The following is a 15,046-nucleotide window of genomic DNA, read 5'->3' as shown; positions in this document are numbered from 1 at the left end:
GGATCTCTCCTTTGCACCGAAGCTAAGCATGCCACGGGCGGGCACAAGGCCCGCCGCCCGGAAAGCCAGCCGGTTACAGCAGGTGTCCTGACTTCGCCGCCTTCACCGCAAGGTAATGCGTATTGTGCGCCGTCTCGCCCACCTTCAGAGGCACGCGCTCGGCCACCCCGATGCCGCAGCTTTCCATCATCCGCATCTTGGCCGGGTTGTTGGTCATCAACCGGACCGCAGAGAACCCCATCTTTTCAAGGATCTGCGCGCCCAGCCGGAAATCGCGCTCATCATCCTCGAACCCCAGCCGGTGGTTGGCCTCGACCGTGTCGAACCCCTGGTCCTGCAAGGCATAGGCGCGCATCTTGTTGGCCAGCCCGATCCCGCGCCCTTCCTGTTGCAGGTACAGAAGGACGCCCGCGCCTTCCTGCCCCATCTGCATCAGGGCCGCGTTCAACTGCGGACCACAGTCGCATTTCAGCGACCCCAGCAGGTCGCCGGTGAAACAGGCCGAATGCAGACGCGCCAGCACCGGCTGCGCGCGGTCGGGACGGCCGATCTCGATCGCGTAATGCTCTTCGGACCCGTCAGCGGGGCGATAGATGTGCAGCCGCGCGTTCTCGGCCGCGCGCAGGGGCACGCGGGCCGAAACCACATGCTCCAGTTCCGGCAGCGCCTCCAGCAGAGGGGCCGCCTCTGCGCCATCGATCTCCAGCAGGCCCCGCGCCGCGGCGGTCCCCGGGTCCACCGGCACGACAAGGGCCGCCGGCAACAGACGAGCCCCCTTGCACAGCTGCAGTCCCAGCCGGTGCAGCATGACCGCGCCTTCGCGCCGGGTCTGCAACGGGCCCTTCATCGGGTTGGCCAGGTCGTCGGCGGGATCGGCAAGGTCCTGCACCCAGGACAGGCGTGCATCCTCGGGCACGATCACCCGCGCCACGTCACCATCATAGGCCCGCGCCTTCAACGTGGCCGCCCGCCGGTCGGTCAGGGCCAGGTCCAGCGGTCCCAGCGCGCGCATGGCGCAAAGCCGCGCCTCCGATAGGGTCTCTGCGGCGGCGACAAGCACATGCGCGCCCTCTGCGCGCAGCCCCACGGGAACCCCCATGCGCAGGTCCGCCCGGGCCCGCGCCAATGTTTCATTCAGGTCCGGCCCCAGTCCCAACTCTTCACCCTCCGGCTGGCCAACTCCCCGGCATCCTGTAACATTTCCGCCCTCAGCACACGAGGACGTGAATGTCTTGCAGCAAAGCTTGCCGGAGGCGCACTCTGTCCACATCTGCGGTAAAAGGCAACACGGAGGGCCGCACTATGGCGCAACTGCGAAACATCCTGCTGGTCGACGATGAAGAGGACCTGCGCGAGGCCCTGGCCGAGCAACTGGTCATGACCGAGGACTTCGAAGTTTTCGAGGCGGACGCAGGCGCCAGCGCGATGGCCCGGGTCAAGGAACAGATCTATGACCTGGTCATTCTGGACGTCGGCCTGCCCGATACCGACGGGCGGGAACTCTGTCGCCTGATGCGCAAACAGGGCGTGAAATCCCCGATCATCATGCTGACCGGCCACGACAGCGACGCCGACACGATCCTCGGCCTCGACGCGGGCGCCAACGACTATGTGACCAAACCGTTCAAGTTCCCGGTCCTGCTGGCACGCATCCGCGCCCAGCTGCGCCAGCACGAACAGTCCGAAGACGCGGTGTTCACCGTTGGCCCCTATACCTTCAAACCCTCGATGAAGATGCTGGTCACGGAAGACGAAAAAAAGATCCGCCTGACCGAGAAAGAGACCAACATCCTCAAGTTCCTCTACCGCTCGACAGAGGGCGTGGTGCCACGCGACACGCTGCTGCACGAGGTCTGGGGTTACAATGCGGGGGTGACGACCCATACGCTGGAAACCCATATCTATCGCCTGCGGCAAAAGATCGAACCCGATCCGTCGAACGCGCGCTTGCTGGTGACAGAATCTGGCGGCTACCGCCTTGTAAGCTGAGCGGCACACACTTAGGTCGCATTGCACGGAACAAAGATACACGGCTAAGTTTTGTTTCGGGCGGATTTGACCCAGATCATAGTTTCATGACTCGGTCATGTTTTAATAACTGCCTAAGAGTTCCCGTTGCATGTGCGGGTTATCGCATGCACCTCCCTGTTGGACCTGGCCGGGCACTTTGCCCGGCCTTTTTTTGTTCAGGCCCGTCAAAGGGATCCCGGGACGCTCTGCGGCGGGGTGAACCCGGCGTTGCCGTCAGGCCCGGAAATTGCGTCCCGCGCGCCCTAGGCGGCGGGATCGTTGCGCACCGGGTCCAGTTCCGCCTCGTCGCGCAGGTTGTCACGCAGGGTCATCACCTCGTCGCGCAACCGTGCCGCATCGCTCATGGTCAGCCCCGACCGTTCCAGGAAACAGCGCGCGATATCCGCACTTTGGACCTGCAGGGCGCGCCCCTCTTCGGTCAGCCGGATGCGTACCTGGCGTTCGTCCCCCGGGTCGCGGCGGCGGGTCACGAGGCCCTTGGCCTCCAGCCGTTTGACCAGCGGCGTCAGCGTGTTGGACGCCAGTTGCATCTGCACCGCCAGGGATCCCAGCGACCGGTCATCCGCCGACCACAGTGCCGTCAGCACCAGATATTGCGGATAGGTCAAACCAAGCGGGTCAAGCAGCGGCTTGTACGCCTGCTGCATGGCGTGCCCCGCCGAATACAGCGCAAAGCAGAGCATTTCCGAAGGGGAGAGCGAATTTGACATGACACAGGAATAGATCGTGCAGGAATAAATCGCAAGCATTGACAAATCCGCCGGCGGCACAGATGTTTCGCACACGATTAATTCCTGCGCGAAAGGAGAACATCATGAGTGTCGATACAAAGTACTGGACCGAGGCCTGGGCCACCGGCGGCGGTCGCAACGGGACCGCAGGGTTGAGCGACGGCAAGCTAACCTTCACCATGACCAGCCCGACGGAACTGGGTGGTTCGGGCAAAGGCCACAATCCCGAAGAGCTCTTCGCCTCCGGGTACGCCGCCTGCTACCTCGGCGCCATGCGCTTTGCCGCCCAGAACGAAAAGCTGGGCACCGTGCCGGAAGACGCCAAGGTCACGGCCCATGTCGGCATCGGGCCGCGCGATGAAGGCGGGTTCGGCATCAAGGTGAAACTGGCCGTCTCGATGCCCGGCGTCGAACGTGACGTGGCCGAGAAGATCGCCGAGCGCGGTCACTTCATCTGCCCCTATTCGCACGCGACCAAGGGAAACATCCAGGTCGAGACCGAAGTCGTCTGACCCCGTTTCGCGGGGCGCGCTCAGCAGCCCTGCGCCTCAATGAACTGGCGCACCGCTTCCTGCACATGGCGAAAGCGGTCGCCGCCCAGGTGCTTGCCACCGTACCACCGCGTCACCACGACGATGGTGTCGCGCAGGTCCTCGCGCTCCAGCATTCGCAGGATGACCATGCCTGCCCCGCTTTCGCCGTCGTCGTTTTTCAGAGGGCCGTCCTCTGTCAGGCAGGCCCAGGTGTTATGCGTGGCCTTGGCGAATTTCTTGCGCCGCTTCAGCTCTTTGAGGAACGCCGCCGCCTCATCGGCACTGCGGCACGGCCCGCCGGACACCGCGTAGCGAGACCCTCTGTCGGTGATGATATTTTCCAGAACCAGCACGGGGGCCTCAATGGGTCCCGGTGCGTGGCAGCCGGTCCAGGAATTCCGTCGGATTGAAGACATCCACGTAACCTCCGACACCGTAGGCCCGGCATTCCAGGAAACGGTTCGGCGCGCAGCGTCGGTACAGGTCGTCGGTCAGGGCCAGCACGCCATGCACGTCGTCGAAGGCCCAGCTGATCAGGAACCCCGGCGCACTGACCGCGCGCACCGAATTGCCGGTCGCCCCGTCCAACCAGACCGCGACCTCGTCCCGCTCCAGCGCCTCGCGTGGGGCCGGCAGGGCGTTTTCGCGGTATTCGTCCCACAGCATGACCTCGTCGATCCCAAGCGCCTCCAGGTAGTCACCCAGCATCGGTTCCATGATCGCGGGCAGGCAGTCTTCCTCGGGCGGATAGATGCCATGCGCCGTACAATAGCGGGTCAGCGCCGCGCGCATCTCGTCGTCGGTATCGTCGCGCTCGATGTTCAGCGCCCAGAGCCAGACGGTCCGGTCGAACAGCGCCCGGTCCCCGGCCCCGATCGCCTGCCGCACCGCTTCCCAGCGCAGCGGGCTGCCGCTTTGCTTGATGAGGTCGGGAAACTCCTCCGGCGCCGGGTTTTCGGGCATGGGCGGGGCCTCTGCCAGGGCGCTCAGCTCTTCGGCGGAGGCCACGTTGATGCGCGCGGGCCCGTAATTGGTCGTGTCGGGATGATGCCCGGGCACGGTAAAAAATGGATTATAGACCGCAAAGACATGGTCGTAATCGCGCGCCCACCATTCCAAGACGGGAAGCTCTGTCGGGGGATGCTGTATGGCCCGGCCGATATGATGCATGGGGTCCTGTCGTCGTAACCTATCAAAGTGCAAACGGGCGGCCCAAAGGCCGCCCGTCCGGGAAACTGCCGACGGCGCTTGCCGCCGGCGGACAGCGGGGATCACTCCTCCGCTTCTTCCTTTTGCTTGGTGATCTCTTCGCCGGTCTCCTGGTCGACCATCTTCATCGCCAGGCGCACCTTGCCGCGGTCGTCGAAGCCCAGCAGCTTGACGTAGACTTCCTGGCCTTCCTTCAGCACGTCCGAAGGATGGTTCAGGCGACGGTTCTCGATCTGGCTGACGTGCACCAGGCCGTCGCGCTTGCCAAAGAAGTTCACGAAGGCGCCGAAATCGACGATCTTCACGACCTTGCCCTTGTAGACCTTGCCCTCTTCCGGCTCTGCCACGATCGAATAGATCATGTCATAGGCCTTCTGGATGGACTCGCCGTCCGGCGAGGCGATCTTGATGATGCCTTCGTCGTTGATGTCGACCTTGGCGCCCGACACTTCGACAATCTCGCGGATCACCTTGCCGCCCGAGCCGATCACTTCACGGATCTTGTCGGTCGGGATCTGCATGGTCTCGATGCGCGGCGCGTGAACGCTGAACTCACCGGCCGACGACAGCGCCTTGGACATCTCACCCAGGATGTGCATCCGGCCTTCCTTGGCCTGGGCCAGGGCGGTCTTCATGATCTCGGGGGTGATGCCCGCGACCTTGATGTCCATCTGCAGAGAGGTGATGCCGTTTTCGGTGCCCGCAACCTTGAAATCCATGTCGCCGAGGTGATCCTCGTCGCCCAGGATGTCGGTCAGGATGCCGTAAGAGCCGTCCTCTTCCAGCACGAGGCCCATGGCCACACCGGCAACGGCGGATTTCAGCGGCACACCCGCGTCCATCATCGACAGCGAGCCACCACAGACCGAGGCCATCGAGGACGAGCCGTTCGATTCCGTGATCTCGGAGACGAGGCGGATCGTGTAGGGGAAGTCGGTCGCCGCCGGCAGGACCGCCTGCAACGCACGCCAGGCCAGCTTGCCGTGGCCGATCTCACGCCGTCCCGGAGGGCCGACGCGGCCCGCTTCGCCGACCGAATAGGGCGGGAAGTTGTAGTGCAGCAGGAAGTTGGACCGATAGTTGCCGTGCAGCGCGTCGATGATCTGTTCATCGTCGCCGGTGCCCAGCGTGGTCACGACCAGCGCCTGGGTTTCTCCACGGGTGAACAGGGCCGAGCCGTGGGTCCGCGGCAGAAGGCCGGTTTCGGACACGATGGGGCGCACCTGATCCAGCGCACGACCGTCGATGCGGCGGCCATTCTTGACCACGTCACCGCGCAGCACCATCGATTCCAGCTTCTTGATCGCCGAGCCGAGGTTCGGATCTTCCAGCTGTTCCTCGGTGAGGCCGGCCTTGATCTCTTCCTTGACGGCAGCGACAGCGGCGGTGCGCTCCTGCTTGTCGGTGATCGCGTAGGCGGCGCGCATCTTGTCCTCGCCCGCAGCCTTGACCACGTCGAACAGCGCCGAGTAATCCGGCGGCTGGAAGTCGAAGGGCTCCTTGGCGGCCTCTTCGGCGAGGCCGATGATCAGGTCGATGACAGGCTGGATCTGCTCATGTGCGAACAGAACCGCGCCCAGCATCTCGTCCTCGGTCAGCTCGTAGGCCTCGGACTCGACCATCATGACCGCGTCCTTGGTGCCCGCGACGATCAGGTCCAGGCGCTGCTCGGGATTGTTGCGCAGCTGGTCCATGTCCTCGACGGTCGGGTTCAGGACGTATTCGCCATCCTCGAAACCGACGCGCGCACCGGCGATCGGGCCCATGAAGGGCGCGCCGGAAATGGTCAGCGCGGCCGAGGCGGCGATCATCGCAACGATGTCCGGGTCATTGACCAGGTCGTGCGACAGAACGGTGCACATCACCAGAACTTCGTTCTTGAAGCCGGGGACGAACAGCGGGCGGATCGGGCGGTCGATCAGGCGCGCGGTCAGCGTTTCCTTCTCGGTCGGACGGGCCTCGCGCTTGAAGAAGCCACCGGGCACCTTGCCGGCGGCATAGTATTTTTCCTGGTAATGGACGGTCAGCGGAAAGAAGTCCTGTCCTTCTTTCGCCTGCTTCGCAAAGGTCACGTTGGCCATGACGCTGGTCTCGCCCAGGGTGGCGATGACGCTGCCGTCGGCCTGACGGGCGACCTTGCCGGTTTCCAGTGAGAGCGTTTCCTCGCCCCACTGCATCGACTTTTTCACTTCTTTGAACATCATGTATCCTCTTGGAGGCGCTCCGGCCCCTGCCGGTCCTCCGATCCAAATGGCGGCCCCATTGCCGCCGACCCCTTCATCATCCCATGCGCCGGGGTCCGGGCGTCACGTCTCAGATGATTGGCGCCATACAGCAGCGCGCGCCTTTTGTGAAGCCGTTGCGTACCATGCCGCCCGGCCCCGCAAGCAGTTTTTCCCGGCCGGGCAGGTCCCTGGTCCGGGCACGCCTGTTTCCATCATGGCCGTTTGCCGGATCACCGCGGCATGCTAAGGCCGTTTCGACCATTTCAATCGAAGCAAGTCCATGAACATCCTTCAAATTGCCTCTCTTCTCATCGTCCTTGCCGCCGTTTTCGGTACGATCAACTACTTCGTGCTGCGCCTGCCCTCGGCCATCGGCATCCTGGTCGTCGCCCTGCTGACCTCGATGGCCGCGCTCGGGCTGGACACCCTGGTGCCTTCGCTGACCATTGCCGAGGATCTGCGCGCCATCGTCACCGGCATCGACTTCTCCGACGCGCTGCTGGAGGGGATGCTGGGCCTCCTGCTCTTTGCCGGCGCCCTGCACGTCAAGCTTTCGGACCTGCGCTCGGTCTGGCCCACGGTCCTGTTGATGGCCACCATCGGCGTTGCGCTCTCGACCGCCGTGATCGGGTTTGGCTTTCACTGGCTGACTGGCGCGCCGCTGCTGATCGCGCTGGTCTTTGGCGCGCTGATCTCGCCCACAGATCCGGTCGCGGTCATGGGTGTTCTGAAAGAGGCCAAGCTGCGCAAGTCACTGGAAACGCAAGTCGCGGGCGAAAGCCTGTTCAACGACGGCGTGGGCTATGTGGTCTTCCTGGTGCTGGTCGGCCTGGCCTTTCCGGCGCTGTCGCAAGGTCACGGCGATGCCACCCAGGCAAGTCCCGCATGGGACGCGGTCAAGCTCTTTGCGCAAGAGGCGCTTGGCGGTGCGGTGCTGGGTCTTGTGCTGGGCTGGCTGACTTTTCGGATCATGCGCCACATCGACGATTACGCGCTCGAGGTGCTGATGACCCTTGCGCTGGCCTTTGGCGGCTATGAACTGGCCATCGCGCTTCATGTCTCGGCGCCCATCGCGGCGGTCTGCGCGGGCCTGCTGATCGGCGACATCGGCGCCAAACACGGTATGTCCGAGGAAACCCGCGAATATGTCGAGAAATTCTGGGTGCTGGTGGACGAGATCCTGAACGCCGTCCTCTTCATGCTGATCGGGGTCGAGATCTTTGCCGTGCAGCTGGAGTCCAACATGCTGGTGACGGGCGTGATCGCCATCGCGCTGGCGCTGTTCGGGCGCCTCTGCGCGGTGGTTGTCCCGATCCTGATGCTGCGGCCCTTTCGGACCTTCGCCCCCGGCGTCATGCCGATCATGACCTGGGGCGGGCTCAAGGGCGGCATCTCTGTCGCCCTCGCCCTGTCGCTGCCCGATAGCGAGTGGAAGCCGCTGATCCTGACCGTCACCTACGTCATCGTGGTCTTCTCGATCATCGTGCAGGGGCTGACCATCGGCAAACTGGCCAACCGGGTCGGGCGTGAGCCCGATCTGGTCTGAGTCCTGGTCGGAGTCACTGTCCCGCCTTTTCCAGCGTCGCGCGCTCTGCCCGGTTCAGCCGCGCGACGGCATCTTGCGGGTCCGAGGCCCGTTTCCAGATCGCCAGACAGGACCCCGGCGACCAGGGCAGGACCGCCCCGGCCATCCAGCGCCGCAGCGGGGCCGGCAGGCCGTCAAAGGCGCGCATGGCGTCGCCCTTGCGGCGGCGTGGCCGGATCGCCACGGCGCCGCGGTTGCGATTGCGGCGGCCTGGCATCAGGCCATCTCGCGCGCGTCGCGCCAGCGGGGGAAAGGGTCCGGGGCGTCGGCGCCCGTCACCTCGGGCACCAGGCAGGCCTCCAGCCGCGCCTTCAGGTCGGCCCAGTCTATGTCCGCACCGATAAAGACCAGTTCCTGCCGCCGGTCGCCAAAGGGCTCGGCCCAGTGCGCCAGGAAATACTCCTGCGCGCGGGCATCCTTGGGCCAGTTCTCCTTGGGGACGGTGGCCCACCATTTGCCCAGCGGCGTCACGCTGGACATGGCACCGGCAAGCGAGAACTCGGCCACCCAGTCGGGGCGCGTCGACAGCCAGAAATGCCCCTTGGCGCGGATCACGCCCGGCAGGCTCCCGTTCAGCAGCGCGTGAATACGCCCGGGGTCAAAAGGCTCGCGCGCCCGGAAAACATAGCTGGCAATGCCGTATTCCTCGGTCTCGGGAACGTGATCGGCAAAGCCGTACAGCTCTTTCGCCCAGGCGGCGTGTTCATGCGCCTTGTCGAAATCGAACAGCCCGGTTTCCAGGATCTCGGCGGTCGCCACCTCGCCCTGATCGGTGCAGATGATGCGCGCATCGGCGTTCAGGCTGCGGATGATCTTTTGCGCCGCGTCCACCTTGACCCCGCCCGCATCGCTGACCTTGTTCAGCACGACGACATCGGCAAACTCGATCTGGTCGGTCAGCAGGTCGACCAGGGTGCGCTCATCCTCCTCGCCCAGGCTTTCGCCCCGGTCCGCCAGGAAATCATGGCTGGAAAAATCCTCCAGCAGGTTGCAGGCATCCACCACCGTCACCATCGTGTCCAGCCGCGCCACGTCCGACAGGCTTTGCCCGGCGTCGTCGCGGAAGGCAAAGCTGGCCGCCACCGGCAGCGGCTCGGCGATGCCGGTCGATTCGATCAGCAGCGTGTCAAAGCGCCCCTCCTCGGCCAGCCGTCGCACCTCGACCAGCAGGTCCTCGCGCAGGGTGCAGCAGATGCAACCGTTGGACATTTCCACCAGCGTCTCGTCGGTCTGGCTGAGGTTGGCGCCGCCCGCGCGCACAAGGTCGGCGTCGATGTTCACCTCGGACATGTCGTTCACGATCACGGCGACGCGCCGCCCCTCGCGGTTGTTCAGCACCCGGTTGAGCAGAGTTGTCTTTCCCGCCCCCAGGAATCCGGAAAGCACGGTGACGGGAAGGCGGGGATCGGTGTCGGGCATGGTCAAACTCCCTATTCGGAAAGAAACAGGAATATGTAATAGTATAACATAACAGTCTCAGCCAGACCCAATCCCGACCTCGCAAAGAAAAACCGCGTTTCCCCGGGGAAACGCGGTCAATCCGTCCAGCGCTGGTGCGGTGCCTTAGCGGCGGATGCCCAGTCGCTTGATCAGGTCACGGTAACGTGCCTCATCCTTGCCCTTGAGGTAGTCCAGCAGCTTGCGGCGCTGGGCGACCATCATCAGAAGGCCACGACGCGAGTGGTTGTCCTTCTTGTGGGTCTTGAAGTGTTCGGTCAGGGTCGAAATACGCGAGGTCAGGATGGCCACCTGCACTTCGGGCGAACCAGTGTCGCCTTCCTTGGTGGCGTATTCCTTCATCAGGCGGGTTTTTTCTTCCGCAGTAATCGACATCGGGGTCTCCTTTCGGATCAAAGGGTTATGGCACAAGCCGGGATGTCGTCCAGCAAAGCCCGTGGAGAGGTCCGCCTAAGCGGATGCGCGCAGGTACGCGATTCCTGTCAGCTTGGCAAGCCCGGCCCGGTCCGACGCGCTCAGCCCGTCAGGTCCAGCGCGGCGGCATCGCTTTCTCCCACCAGCACGATCGAGGACAAGGGCGGCGCCTCGGCGGTGGGCAGACTGGCCAGCACCGCCCCGCCCAGGCGAATGTCCGTGGTGTCCGGATCATCCTTGCGGGCGGAGATCTCCAGCTCGGGCTCCGGTCCGCCGGCGCTGTCGTCATAGACGATCACCAGCTGATCTTCCTCTGCGTCATAATCCAGCGGCTCTGCCCCGGCAAGCTCCGCCGGGGCGTCCGGCTCATCGACCCGGAAGACATCCAGCCGCAACGCCCCTGCCCCGGTTTCCCCCGGCACACCTTCCTCGAAAGGGTCCGGCCCGGGCAGGTGGATCAACCCCATGCGCGCGAACAGTGACCGCCCTTCCTCAAGCGCGGCATCGTTCGACACGCTGCCGCCAGCCTCAACCGGTTGCGGAAAGAACTGGAACACCTCCAACGAGGCCGGGGACAGGGGCGACGGCGGCAGACCATCGGCGCCCTCATCGCCGTCGGCAACCGCATCGTCCCCATCGTCGCCGATGCTGACAATCGCCACCGACCCTAGCGCCATCAGTCCCATGAGACCGGCCAGTAGAAACATCGTTGCAGCCCCGTTGTCCGCTTGGCCGGCGCCGACGCGCAGCATGCCGCACCGATCCGGTTCAGGCCGCGACTATGGCACCACGGGGTAAAGCAAGGCTTACTCGGCCTCGTCGATCTTGATTTCCTCGATCAGCGCAGTTGCCAAATCGCCCAGGATCGGGATGAATTCGATCTGGCTCAGCAGCAGGACCACGGCAGAGACCAGCGCCGTCGCGCCCAGCGCCGTCCCCAGGCCCAGCATCATGCCGCGAAGGAACTGAAAGGCCATCAGCCGGGCCAGGTTGTTGTGGATTCGGACGAAACGATGCTCGTTCAGGCGCGTGACCTCGTCGGCCAGCCGCGCCACTTCCTGCCGCAGGGCATCGGTCTCTGTTTCAGGCGGCATAGCGCTTCTCCATCGGCCAGGGTTCGGGGTGGACCGCATACGACACATAGAGCGGATGGCGCGGGTGGCCCGCCTTTGTCAGGCCCAGGTGGCGCACATCGCCTCGCAACATCGGCGCCGCCCGTGGCCCGGCCCCCTGCAAGGCACCGTGGACACCCCAGGCGGCCAGCGTCAGGTCCGCCGCCCCCGACCAGTCCCGCAACAGCGCGGCATTTTCCGGCCCCTCCGGGTCCCCGGCGCGGCGCAGGTCCTGTGGCCGGGTGGCGCGAAAGGCAAACAGGTTGGCGATCCGCATCGCCCCATAGCCCAGCGCCCGCGTCCGCCGCTGGCAGCGCTCGATGGTCGGGTCGTTTGCCAACTCGCTTGCGGTCGAGGGGTTGAGCATCACGAACAGCACCTCTCCCGCGCCCGGGTCCCAGACCCGGCGCAAACCGTAACGATAACGCTCGCAAGGCGAATACCAGGCCGTGCTGCGCTCTCCATCCTTTTCCGCGTGCCTTTCGATCATGGCCGCAAGCTGCCCCGCGCGCCTCCGGGGTTCAAGAGCGATTGACATTCCCACGTGCCTGCGGCCCCCTGCCGCCACAGTCACGGAGCACCCTATGAACATCCAGATGATCGAGGCCGCCGCCACCCGGGCGCACGGCATCACCCGCCGCACGCCCCTGCTGTCTTCGGCGGCGCTGGACGCCATCGCCGGGCGCCGCGTCCTGGTCAAGCCCGAGTGCCTGCAGCACACAGGCAGCTTCAAGTTCCGTGGCGCCTGGTCGGCCCTGACCGCCCTGCCGGAGGACCAGCGCGCAAAGGGCGTGATCGCCTATTCCTCGGGCAACCACGCGCAGGGCGTGGCCCTGGCCGCGCAAAAGCTTGGCGTTCCGGCGGTGATCCTGATGCCCTCGGACGCGCCCGCCGCCAAGATCGAAGGCACCCGTAGCTATGGCGCCGAGGTCGTGCTCTATGACCGCGCCCGCGAAAGCCGCGAAGAGATCGGCGCCGCGATTGCCGCCGAACGCGGGCTGACGCTGGTCAAACCCTACGACGAACCCCAGGTCATCGCCGGTCAGGGCACCTGCGGGCTGGAGATCGCCGAGCAGGCCGCCGAAGAGGGTGTGACACGGGCCGATGTGCTGGTCTGTTGCGGCGGCGGGGGGCTGACCGCCGGGATCGCCCTGGCGCTTGAGGCCCGCGCGCCCGGCCTGCGCGTGCGCCCCGCCGAACCGGAAGGCTACGACGACACCGCACGGTCCTTGCGCGCAGGCACGCGAGAGAAAAACACCCAGGAGGCCGGCGGGTTGTGTGATGCGATCCTGACGCCCATGCCCGGCGAGCTCACCTTTCCGATCAACGCCCGGCTCTGCGGCCCCGGCGTGGTGGTGACGGAACAGGAGGTGCTGCGCGCCATGTCGCTGGCGCTGCGACACCTGAAACTGGTCGCCGAACCCGGCGGCGCGGTCGCCCTCGCGGCGGCGCTCTTTCACGGTGACGAGCTGGAGGGCGATGCGGTGATCTGCACGATTTCCGGCGGCAACCTGGATCCGGCCACCCTGGCCCTCGCGCTGAAAGTCTGAGCGCGGACGCCCAATCCTGAGGTCTGGAAAACCCCGCTCCCGACGTGGCGTCAACGTGCTATACTGCAGGCCTGACCCACCCGATGGGAGAAACCCATGTTTCGCCGCCTGCCCCTTGCCGCTGCTCTCCTGCTTGCCACGCCTCTGGCCGCGCAGCAGGACCGCCTGCTTGGCTTCGACCTCGACAGCTTCGGCAAGACCGTCCTCTCGCGCAAGCAGTTCGGCAGCGACGTCATCCCCGAGGCCGCCTACGGCGCCTACAACAACGAATTCATCTCGGCCTATTCCAGCCAGTCGGTCTTTGCCCGCATCGGACGCTCGGTCGGGCGGCTGGACGTGGCGACGGACAAGGGTGTCTTTCCCTGCACCGCCTTCCTGGTCGATGACGACATCCTGATGACCAACCACCATTGCGTGCCCGGCATCCTGGACGACAGCCGGACAGAGGCGAAATCCATCGTCGGCGTGCGGTTCGTCATGGGCTACACGCAGGAAGGCGTGACGGAGGGCACCAGTACCTTCCTCGTGGACCCGGTTCCGGTCGAGACGTCGAAACCGCTGGACTACACCCTGCTGCGTATTCTGGGCGACACGCCGGGACGCGACTTCGGCACGCTGGAACTGGCCGCCGTGACGCCACATGACAACGATCCCTACTGGATCATCGGCCACCCGATGGGCGAGGCCCAGCGAATCAGCCGTGAGAAATGCCGCGCCAATGCGCCCGCGCTGTCCGACAGCAAGCTGCTGCACACCTGCGACACGATGCCGGGGAACTCCGGCTCTCCGGTGATCGACGCGGGCACGCGGCAGGTGGTCGGGCTGCACCACGCCGGATCGGCCAACAACAGCGTCAACTACGCCATTCCGATGGCGGCGATCCTTGCCGCCTCGAACCTGCTAAAGCCCGCCACCGGCGGCGAGGGACCGGATGACGCCGAGGGCCGCGCCCTCACTCGCCTGTCAGACGCGCTGCTGATCGACAACGACGGCGACCGCCGCATCGCGCTGGAAACGCTGGTGGCAGAGGCCCCCGCCACCTCTGCCGCGCGCACCGCCTCGCGGCTGCTGGCAGCCTTGCAACCGGCCCCGCCACCGCCGCCCACTCTGGCCGAACGCATGGCCGCAAGCGCCGACGTGCAGGACTGTGACCGCCTCGCCGGGGACCGTTTCCACCCCGACCGCGCCGCGGGGCTGATGCGCAGCGATGGCACGGTCTTCGAAGCAATGGACGCCGAGGCTGCCATCGCCGCCTGCAAGCGGGCGCTGGACAGCTTTCCCGACCATCCCCGCATGACCGCCTTCCTGGGCGAAGCGCTGAGCGCGGCGGAACGCTATGACGAGGCCTTTGCCGCCTACAATACCTCTGCCCGGGCCGGCGATGCCATCGGCCAGGCGGGCTTGGGTGTCGCCTATCTCTGGGGACTGGGCACCGAAAGGGACGCGGCCAAGGCCCGCGACATGTTCGAGAAATCCGCAGCCCGGGGCCACCCCATCGCCAAGACCGGACTGGGCGTGATCTATCAACACGGCCAGGGCGTCCCCGCCGATCCCGAGCGCGCCCTGACGCTCTACCGCGAGGGGGCAGAGGCCGGCTATCACGGCGCACAGGACCAGATGGGCGATCTCTACCTGGCCGGGACCATCGTCGAGCAGTCGGACAAAACCGCCGCCTTCTGGTTCGCCAAGGCCGCCGATCAGGGCAATGCCGCGGCGCAATTCAACCTCGCGCTCCTGTACGAGAACGGTCGCGGCGTTGACAAGTCCATGACAACAGCCGCCCGCTGGTACGCCGCCGCCGCCGAACAGGACCACGCAGAGGCCCAGCAAGCCCTCGGCACGCTCTACCTCAACGGCACCGGCGTCCCGGCGTCCGACACCAAGGCGGCCGAGTGGTATCGCAAGGCGGCGGCGCAGGGCAATGCGCTCTCGCTCGCCGGCCTCGCCTGGATAACGGAACAGGGACGCGGTGTCTCAGCAGACCCGGCAGAGGCGGCGCGGCTCTATGTCGAAGCCCTGCGCGCCGGCAATGACTGGCCCGCAACCCGCGACACCGCCGAGTGGCCGCGCGACACGGCCCGCGCCCTGCAAGAGGCGCTGGCCCGCGCGGGCGTCTACCAGGGGGCGACAGACGGGCGCATCGGCCCGCGTACGCGCGAGGCGATGCGGAGCTTGCTGCCCTGACGCCCGCCCGGTAT

The 15,046-nt window shown here is 65.7% G+C and carries 16 protein-coding genes; 5 read left to right on the top strand and 11 right to left on the bottom strand.

What is annotated here, in order from left to right; all coding sequences use genetic code 11:
* Positions 1 to 73: 73 nt before the first annotated feature.
* Complete coding sequence (gene ribA, locus KZZ07_RS04315) at positions 74 to 1,156, bottom strand: GTP cyclohydrolase II (protein WP_255564155.1); 1,083 nt, start codon at positions 1,154 to 1,156, stop codon at positions 74 to 76.
* Between the two features lie 146 nt (positions 1,157 to 1,302).
* On the opposite strand from ribA, the gene KZZ07_RS04310 reads away from it, so the two are divergent.
* Entirely contained in the window at positions 1,303 to 1,989 is a 687-nt protein-coding gene (locus tag KZZ07_RS04310) for a response regulator transcription factor (RefSeq protein WP_043136238.1), read from the top strand.
* Between the two features lie 284 nt (positions 1,990 to 2,273).
* Here KZZ07_RS04310 and KZZ07_RS04305 read toward each other — a convergent pair whose 3' ends face one another.
* Positions 2,274 to 2,780: a MarR family winged helix-turn-helix transcriptional regulator gene (locus tag KZZ07_RS04305; protein ID WP_255564154.1), complete on the bottom strand. Its 507-nt coding sequence runs from the start codon at positions 2,778 to 2,780 to the stop codon at positions 2,274 to 2,276.
* 65 nt (positions 2,781 to 2,845) lie between these two features.
* On the opposite strand from KZZ07_RS04305, the gene KZZ07_RS04300 reads away from it, so the two are divergent.
* Positions 2,846 to 3,274: an organic hydroperoxide resistance protein gene (locus tag KZZ07_RS04300; RefSeq protein WP_219512470.1), complete on the top strand. Its 429-nt coding sequence runs from the start codon at positions 2,846 to 2,848 to the stop codon at positions 3,272 to 3,274.
* A 20-nt stretch (positions 3,275 to 3,294) separates the two neighbouring features.
* Here the strand turns inward: KZZ07_RS04300 and KZZ07_RS04295 are convergent, their stop codons facing one another.
* The 3 genes from KZZ07_RS04295 to pnp all read right to left on the bottom strand — a co-directional run bounded on the left by KZZ07_RS04295 (position 3,295) and on the right by pnp (position 6,705).
* Positions 3,295 to 3,648, bottom strand: coding sequence for a YigZ family protein (locus KZZ07_RS04295; protein ID WP_219512469.1), 354 nt, complete (start codon positions 3,646 to 3,648; stop codon positions 3,295 to 3,297).
* Positions 3,649 to 3,655: 7 nt separating this feature from the next.
* Positions 3,656 to 4,465 carry a DUF2711 family protein gene (locus KZZ07_RS04290; RefSeq protein ID WP_219512468.1) on the bottom strand — a complete coding sequence of 270 codons (810 nt, stop codon included), beginning with the start codon at positions 4,463 to 4,465 and terminating at the stop codon, positions 3,656 to 3,658.
* A 101-nt stretch (positions 4,466 to 4,566) separates the two neighbouring features.
* Positions 4,567 to 6,705, bottom strand: a complete 2,139-nt coding sequence (pnp, locus tag KZZ07_RS04285) for a polyribonucleotide nucleotidyltransferase (protein ID WP_219512766.1) — start codon at positions 6,703 to 6,705, stop codon at positions 4,567 to 4,569.
* A gap of 304 nt (positions 6,706 to 7,009) precedes the next feature.
* On the opposite strand from pnp, the gene KZZ07_RS04280 reads away from it, so the two are divergent.
* Positions 7,010 to 8,275, top strand: a complete 1,266-nt coding sequence (locus tag KZZ07_RS04280; RefSeq protein WP_219512467.1) for a cation:proton antiporter — start codon at positions 7,010 to 7,012, stop codon at positions 8,273 to 8,275.
* A gap of 13 nt (positions 8,276 to 8,288) precedes the next feature.
* Here KZZ07_RS04280 and KZZ07_RS04275 read toward each other — a convergent pair whose 3' ends face one another.
* From KZZ07_RS04275 to KZZ07_RS04250, 6 genes are all read right to left on the bottom strand, one after another.
* Positions 8,289 to 8,531 (bottom strand): DUF6525 family protein, encoded by a 243-nt coding sequence (locus KZZ07_RS04275; protein WP_219512466.1) that lies wholly within the window; start codon positions 8,529 to 8,531, stop codon positions 8,289 to 8,291.
* On the bottom strand, positions 8,531 to 9,733 hold the full coding sequence (locus KZZ07_RS04270) for a GTP-binding protein (RefSeq protein ID WP_219512465.1): 1,203 nt from the start codon (positions 9,731 to 9,733) through the stop codon (positions 8,531 to 8,533). Before KZZ07_RS04270 ends, KZZ07_RS04275 begins: the two co-directional genes overlap by 1 nt.
* Positions 9,734 to 9,877: 144 nt before the next feature.
* On the bottom strand, positions 9,878 to 10,147 hold the full coding sequence (gene rpsO, locus KZZ07_RS04265) for a 30S ribosomal protein S15 (RefSeq protein WP_219512464.1): 270 nt from the start codon (positions 10,145 to 10,147) through the stop codon (positions 9,878 to 9,880).
* A 140-nt stretch (positions 10,148 to 10,287) separates the two neighbouring features.
* Positions 10,288 to 10,893 carry a hypothetical protein gene (locus KZZ07_RS04260; RefSeq protein WP_219512463.1) on the bottom strand — a complete coding sequence of 202 codons (606 nt, stop codon included), beginning with the start codon at positions 10,891 to 10,893 and terminating at the stop codon, positions 10,288 to 10,290.
* 99 nt (positions 10,894 to 10,992) lie between these two features.
* The gene (locus KZZ07_RS04255) at positions 10,993 to 11,280 is read right to left on the bottom strand and encodes a DUF5665 domain-containing protein (RefSeq protein WP_219512462.1); all 288 of its coding nucleotides are present in this window, start codon (positions 11,278 to 11,280) and stop codon (positions 10,993 to 10,995) included.
* Positions 11,270 to 11,788, bottom strand: coding sequence for a DUF1643 domain-containing protein (locus tag KZZ07_RS04250; RefSeq protein ID WP_219512461.1), 519 nt, complete (start codon positions 11,786 to 11,788; stop codon positions 11,270 to 11,272). The genes KZZ07_RS04255 and KZZ07_RS04250 overlap by 11 nt, the downstream gene beginning before the upstream one ends.
* A 94-nt stretch (positions 11,789 to 11,882) precedes the next feature.
* On the opposite strand from KZZ07_RS04250, the gene KZZ07_RS04245 reads away from it, so the two are divergent.
* Together KZZ07_RS04245 and KZZ07_RS04240 are read left to right on the top strand one after the other, a co-directional pair.
* Positions 11,883 to 12,848, top strand: coding sequence for a threonine ammonia-lyase (locus tag KZZ07_RS04245; protein ID WP_219512460.1), 966 nt, complete (start codon positions 11,883 to 11,885; stop codon positions 12,846 to 12,848).
* Positions 12,849 to 12,944: 96 nt separating this feature from the next.
* Entirely contained in the window at positions 12,945 to 15,032 is a 2,088-nt protein-coding gene (locus KZZ07_RS04240) for a trypsin-like peptidase domain-containing protein (RefSeq protein ID WP_219512459.1), read from the top strand.
* The last annotated feature ends 14 nt before the right edge of the window (positions 15,033 to 15,046 follow it).

This window comes from Mameliella sp. CS4 (assembly GCF_019392335.1).
Classification (GTDB): domain Bacteria; phylum Pseudomonadota; class Alphaproteobacteria; order Rhodobacterales; family Rhodobacteraceae; genus Antarctobacter.
The sequence above is the reverse complement of the archived record's forward strand: the minus strand, read 5'-3'. Positions and strand labels throughout refer to the sequence as shown.

Coding starts and splice junctions, on each gene's coding strand:
- KZZ07_RS04310 (WP_043136238.1), top strand. CDS start 1,303: ATGGCGCAACTGCGAAACATCCTGCTGGTCGACGATGAAGAGGACCTG.
- KZZ07_RS04305 (WP_255564154.1), bottom strand. CDS start 2,780: ATGCTTGCGATTTATTCCTGCACGATCTATTCCTGTGTCATGTCAAAT.
- KZZ07_RS04300 (WP_219512470.1), top strand. CDS start 2,846: ATGAGTGTCGATACAAAGTACTGGACCGAGGCCTGGGCCACCGGCGGC.
- KZZ07_RS04290 (WP_219512468.1), bottom strand. CDS start 4,465: ATGCATCATATCGGCCGGGCCATACAGCATCCCCCGACAGAGCTTCCC.
- pnp (WP_219512766.1), bottom strand. CDS start 6,705: ATGTTCAAAGAAGTGAAAAAGTCGATGCAGTGGGGCGAGGAAACGCTC.
- KZZ07_RS04280 (WP_219512467.1), top strand. CDS start 7,010: ATGAACATCCTTCAAATTGCCTCTCTTCTCATCGTCCTTGCCGCCGTT.
- KZZ07_RS04275 (WP_219512466.1), bottom strand. CDS start 8,531: ATGCCAGGCCGCCGCAATCGCAACCGCGGCGCCGTGGCGATCCGGCCA.
- KZZ07_RS04270 (WP_219512465.1), bottom strand. CDS start 9,733: ATGCCCGACACCGATCCCCGCCTTCCCGTCACCGTGCTTTCCGGATTC.
- rpsO (WP_219512464.1), bottom strand. CDS start 10,147: ATGTCGATTACTGCGGAAGAAAAAACCCGCCTGATGAAGGAATACGCC.
- KZZ07_RS04260 (WP_219512463.1), bottom strand. CDS start 10,893: ATGTTTCTACTGGCCGGTCTCATGGGACTGATGGCGCTAGGGTCGGTG.
- KZZ07_RS04255 (WP_219512462.1), bottom strand. CDS start 11,280: ATGCCGCCTGAAACAGAGACCGATGCCCTGCGGCAGGAAGTGGCGCGG.
- KZZ07_RS04250 (WP_219512461.1), bottom strand. CDS start 11,788: ATGATCGAAAGGCACGCGGAAAAGGATGGAGAGCGCAGCACGGCCTGG.
- KZZ07_RS04245 (WP_219512460.1), top strand. CDS start 11,883: ATGAACATCCAGATGATCGAGGCCGCCGCCACCCGGGCGCACGGCATC.
- KZZ07_RS04240 (WP_219512459.1), top strand. CDS start 12,945: ATGTTTCGCCGCCTGCCCCTTGCCGCTGCTCTCCTGCTTGCCACGCCT.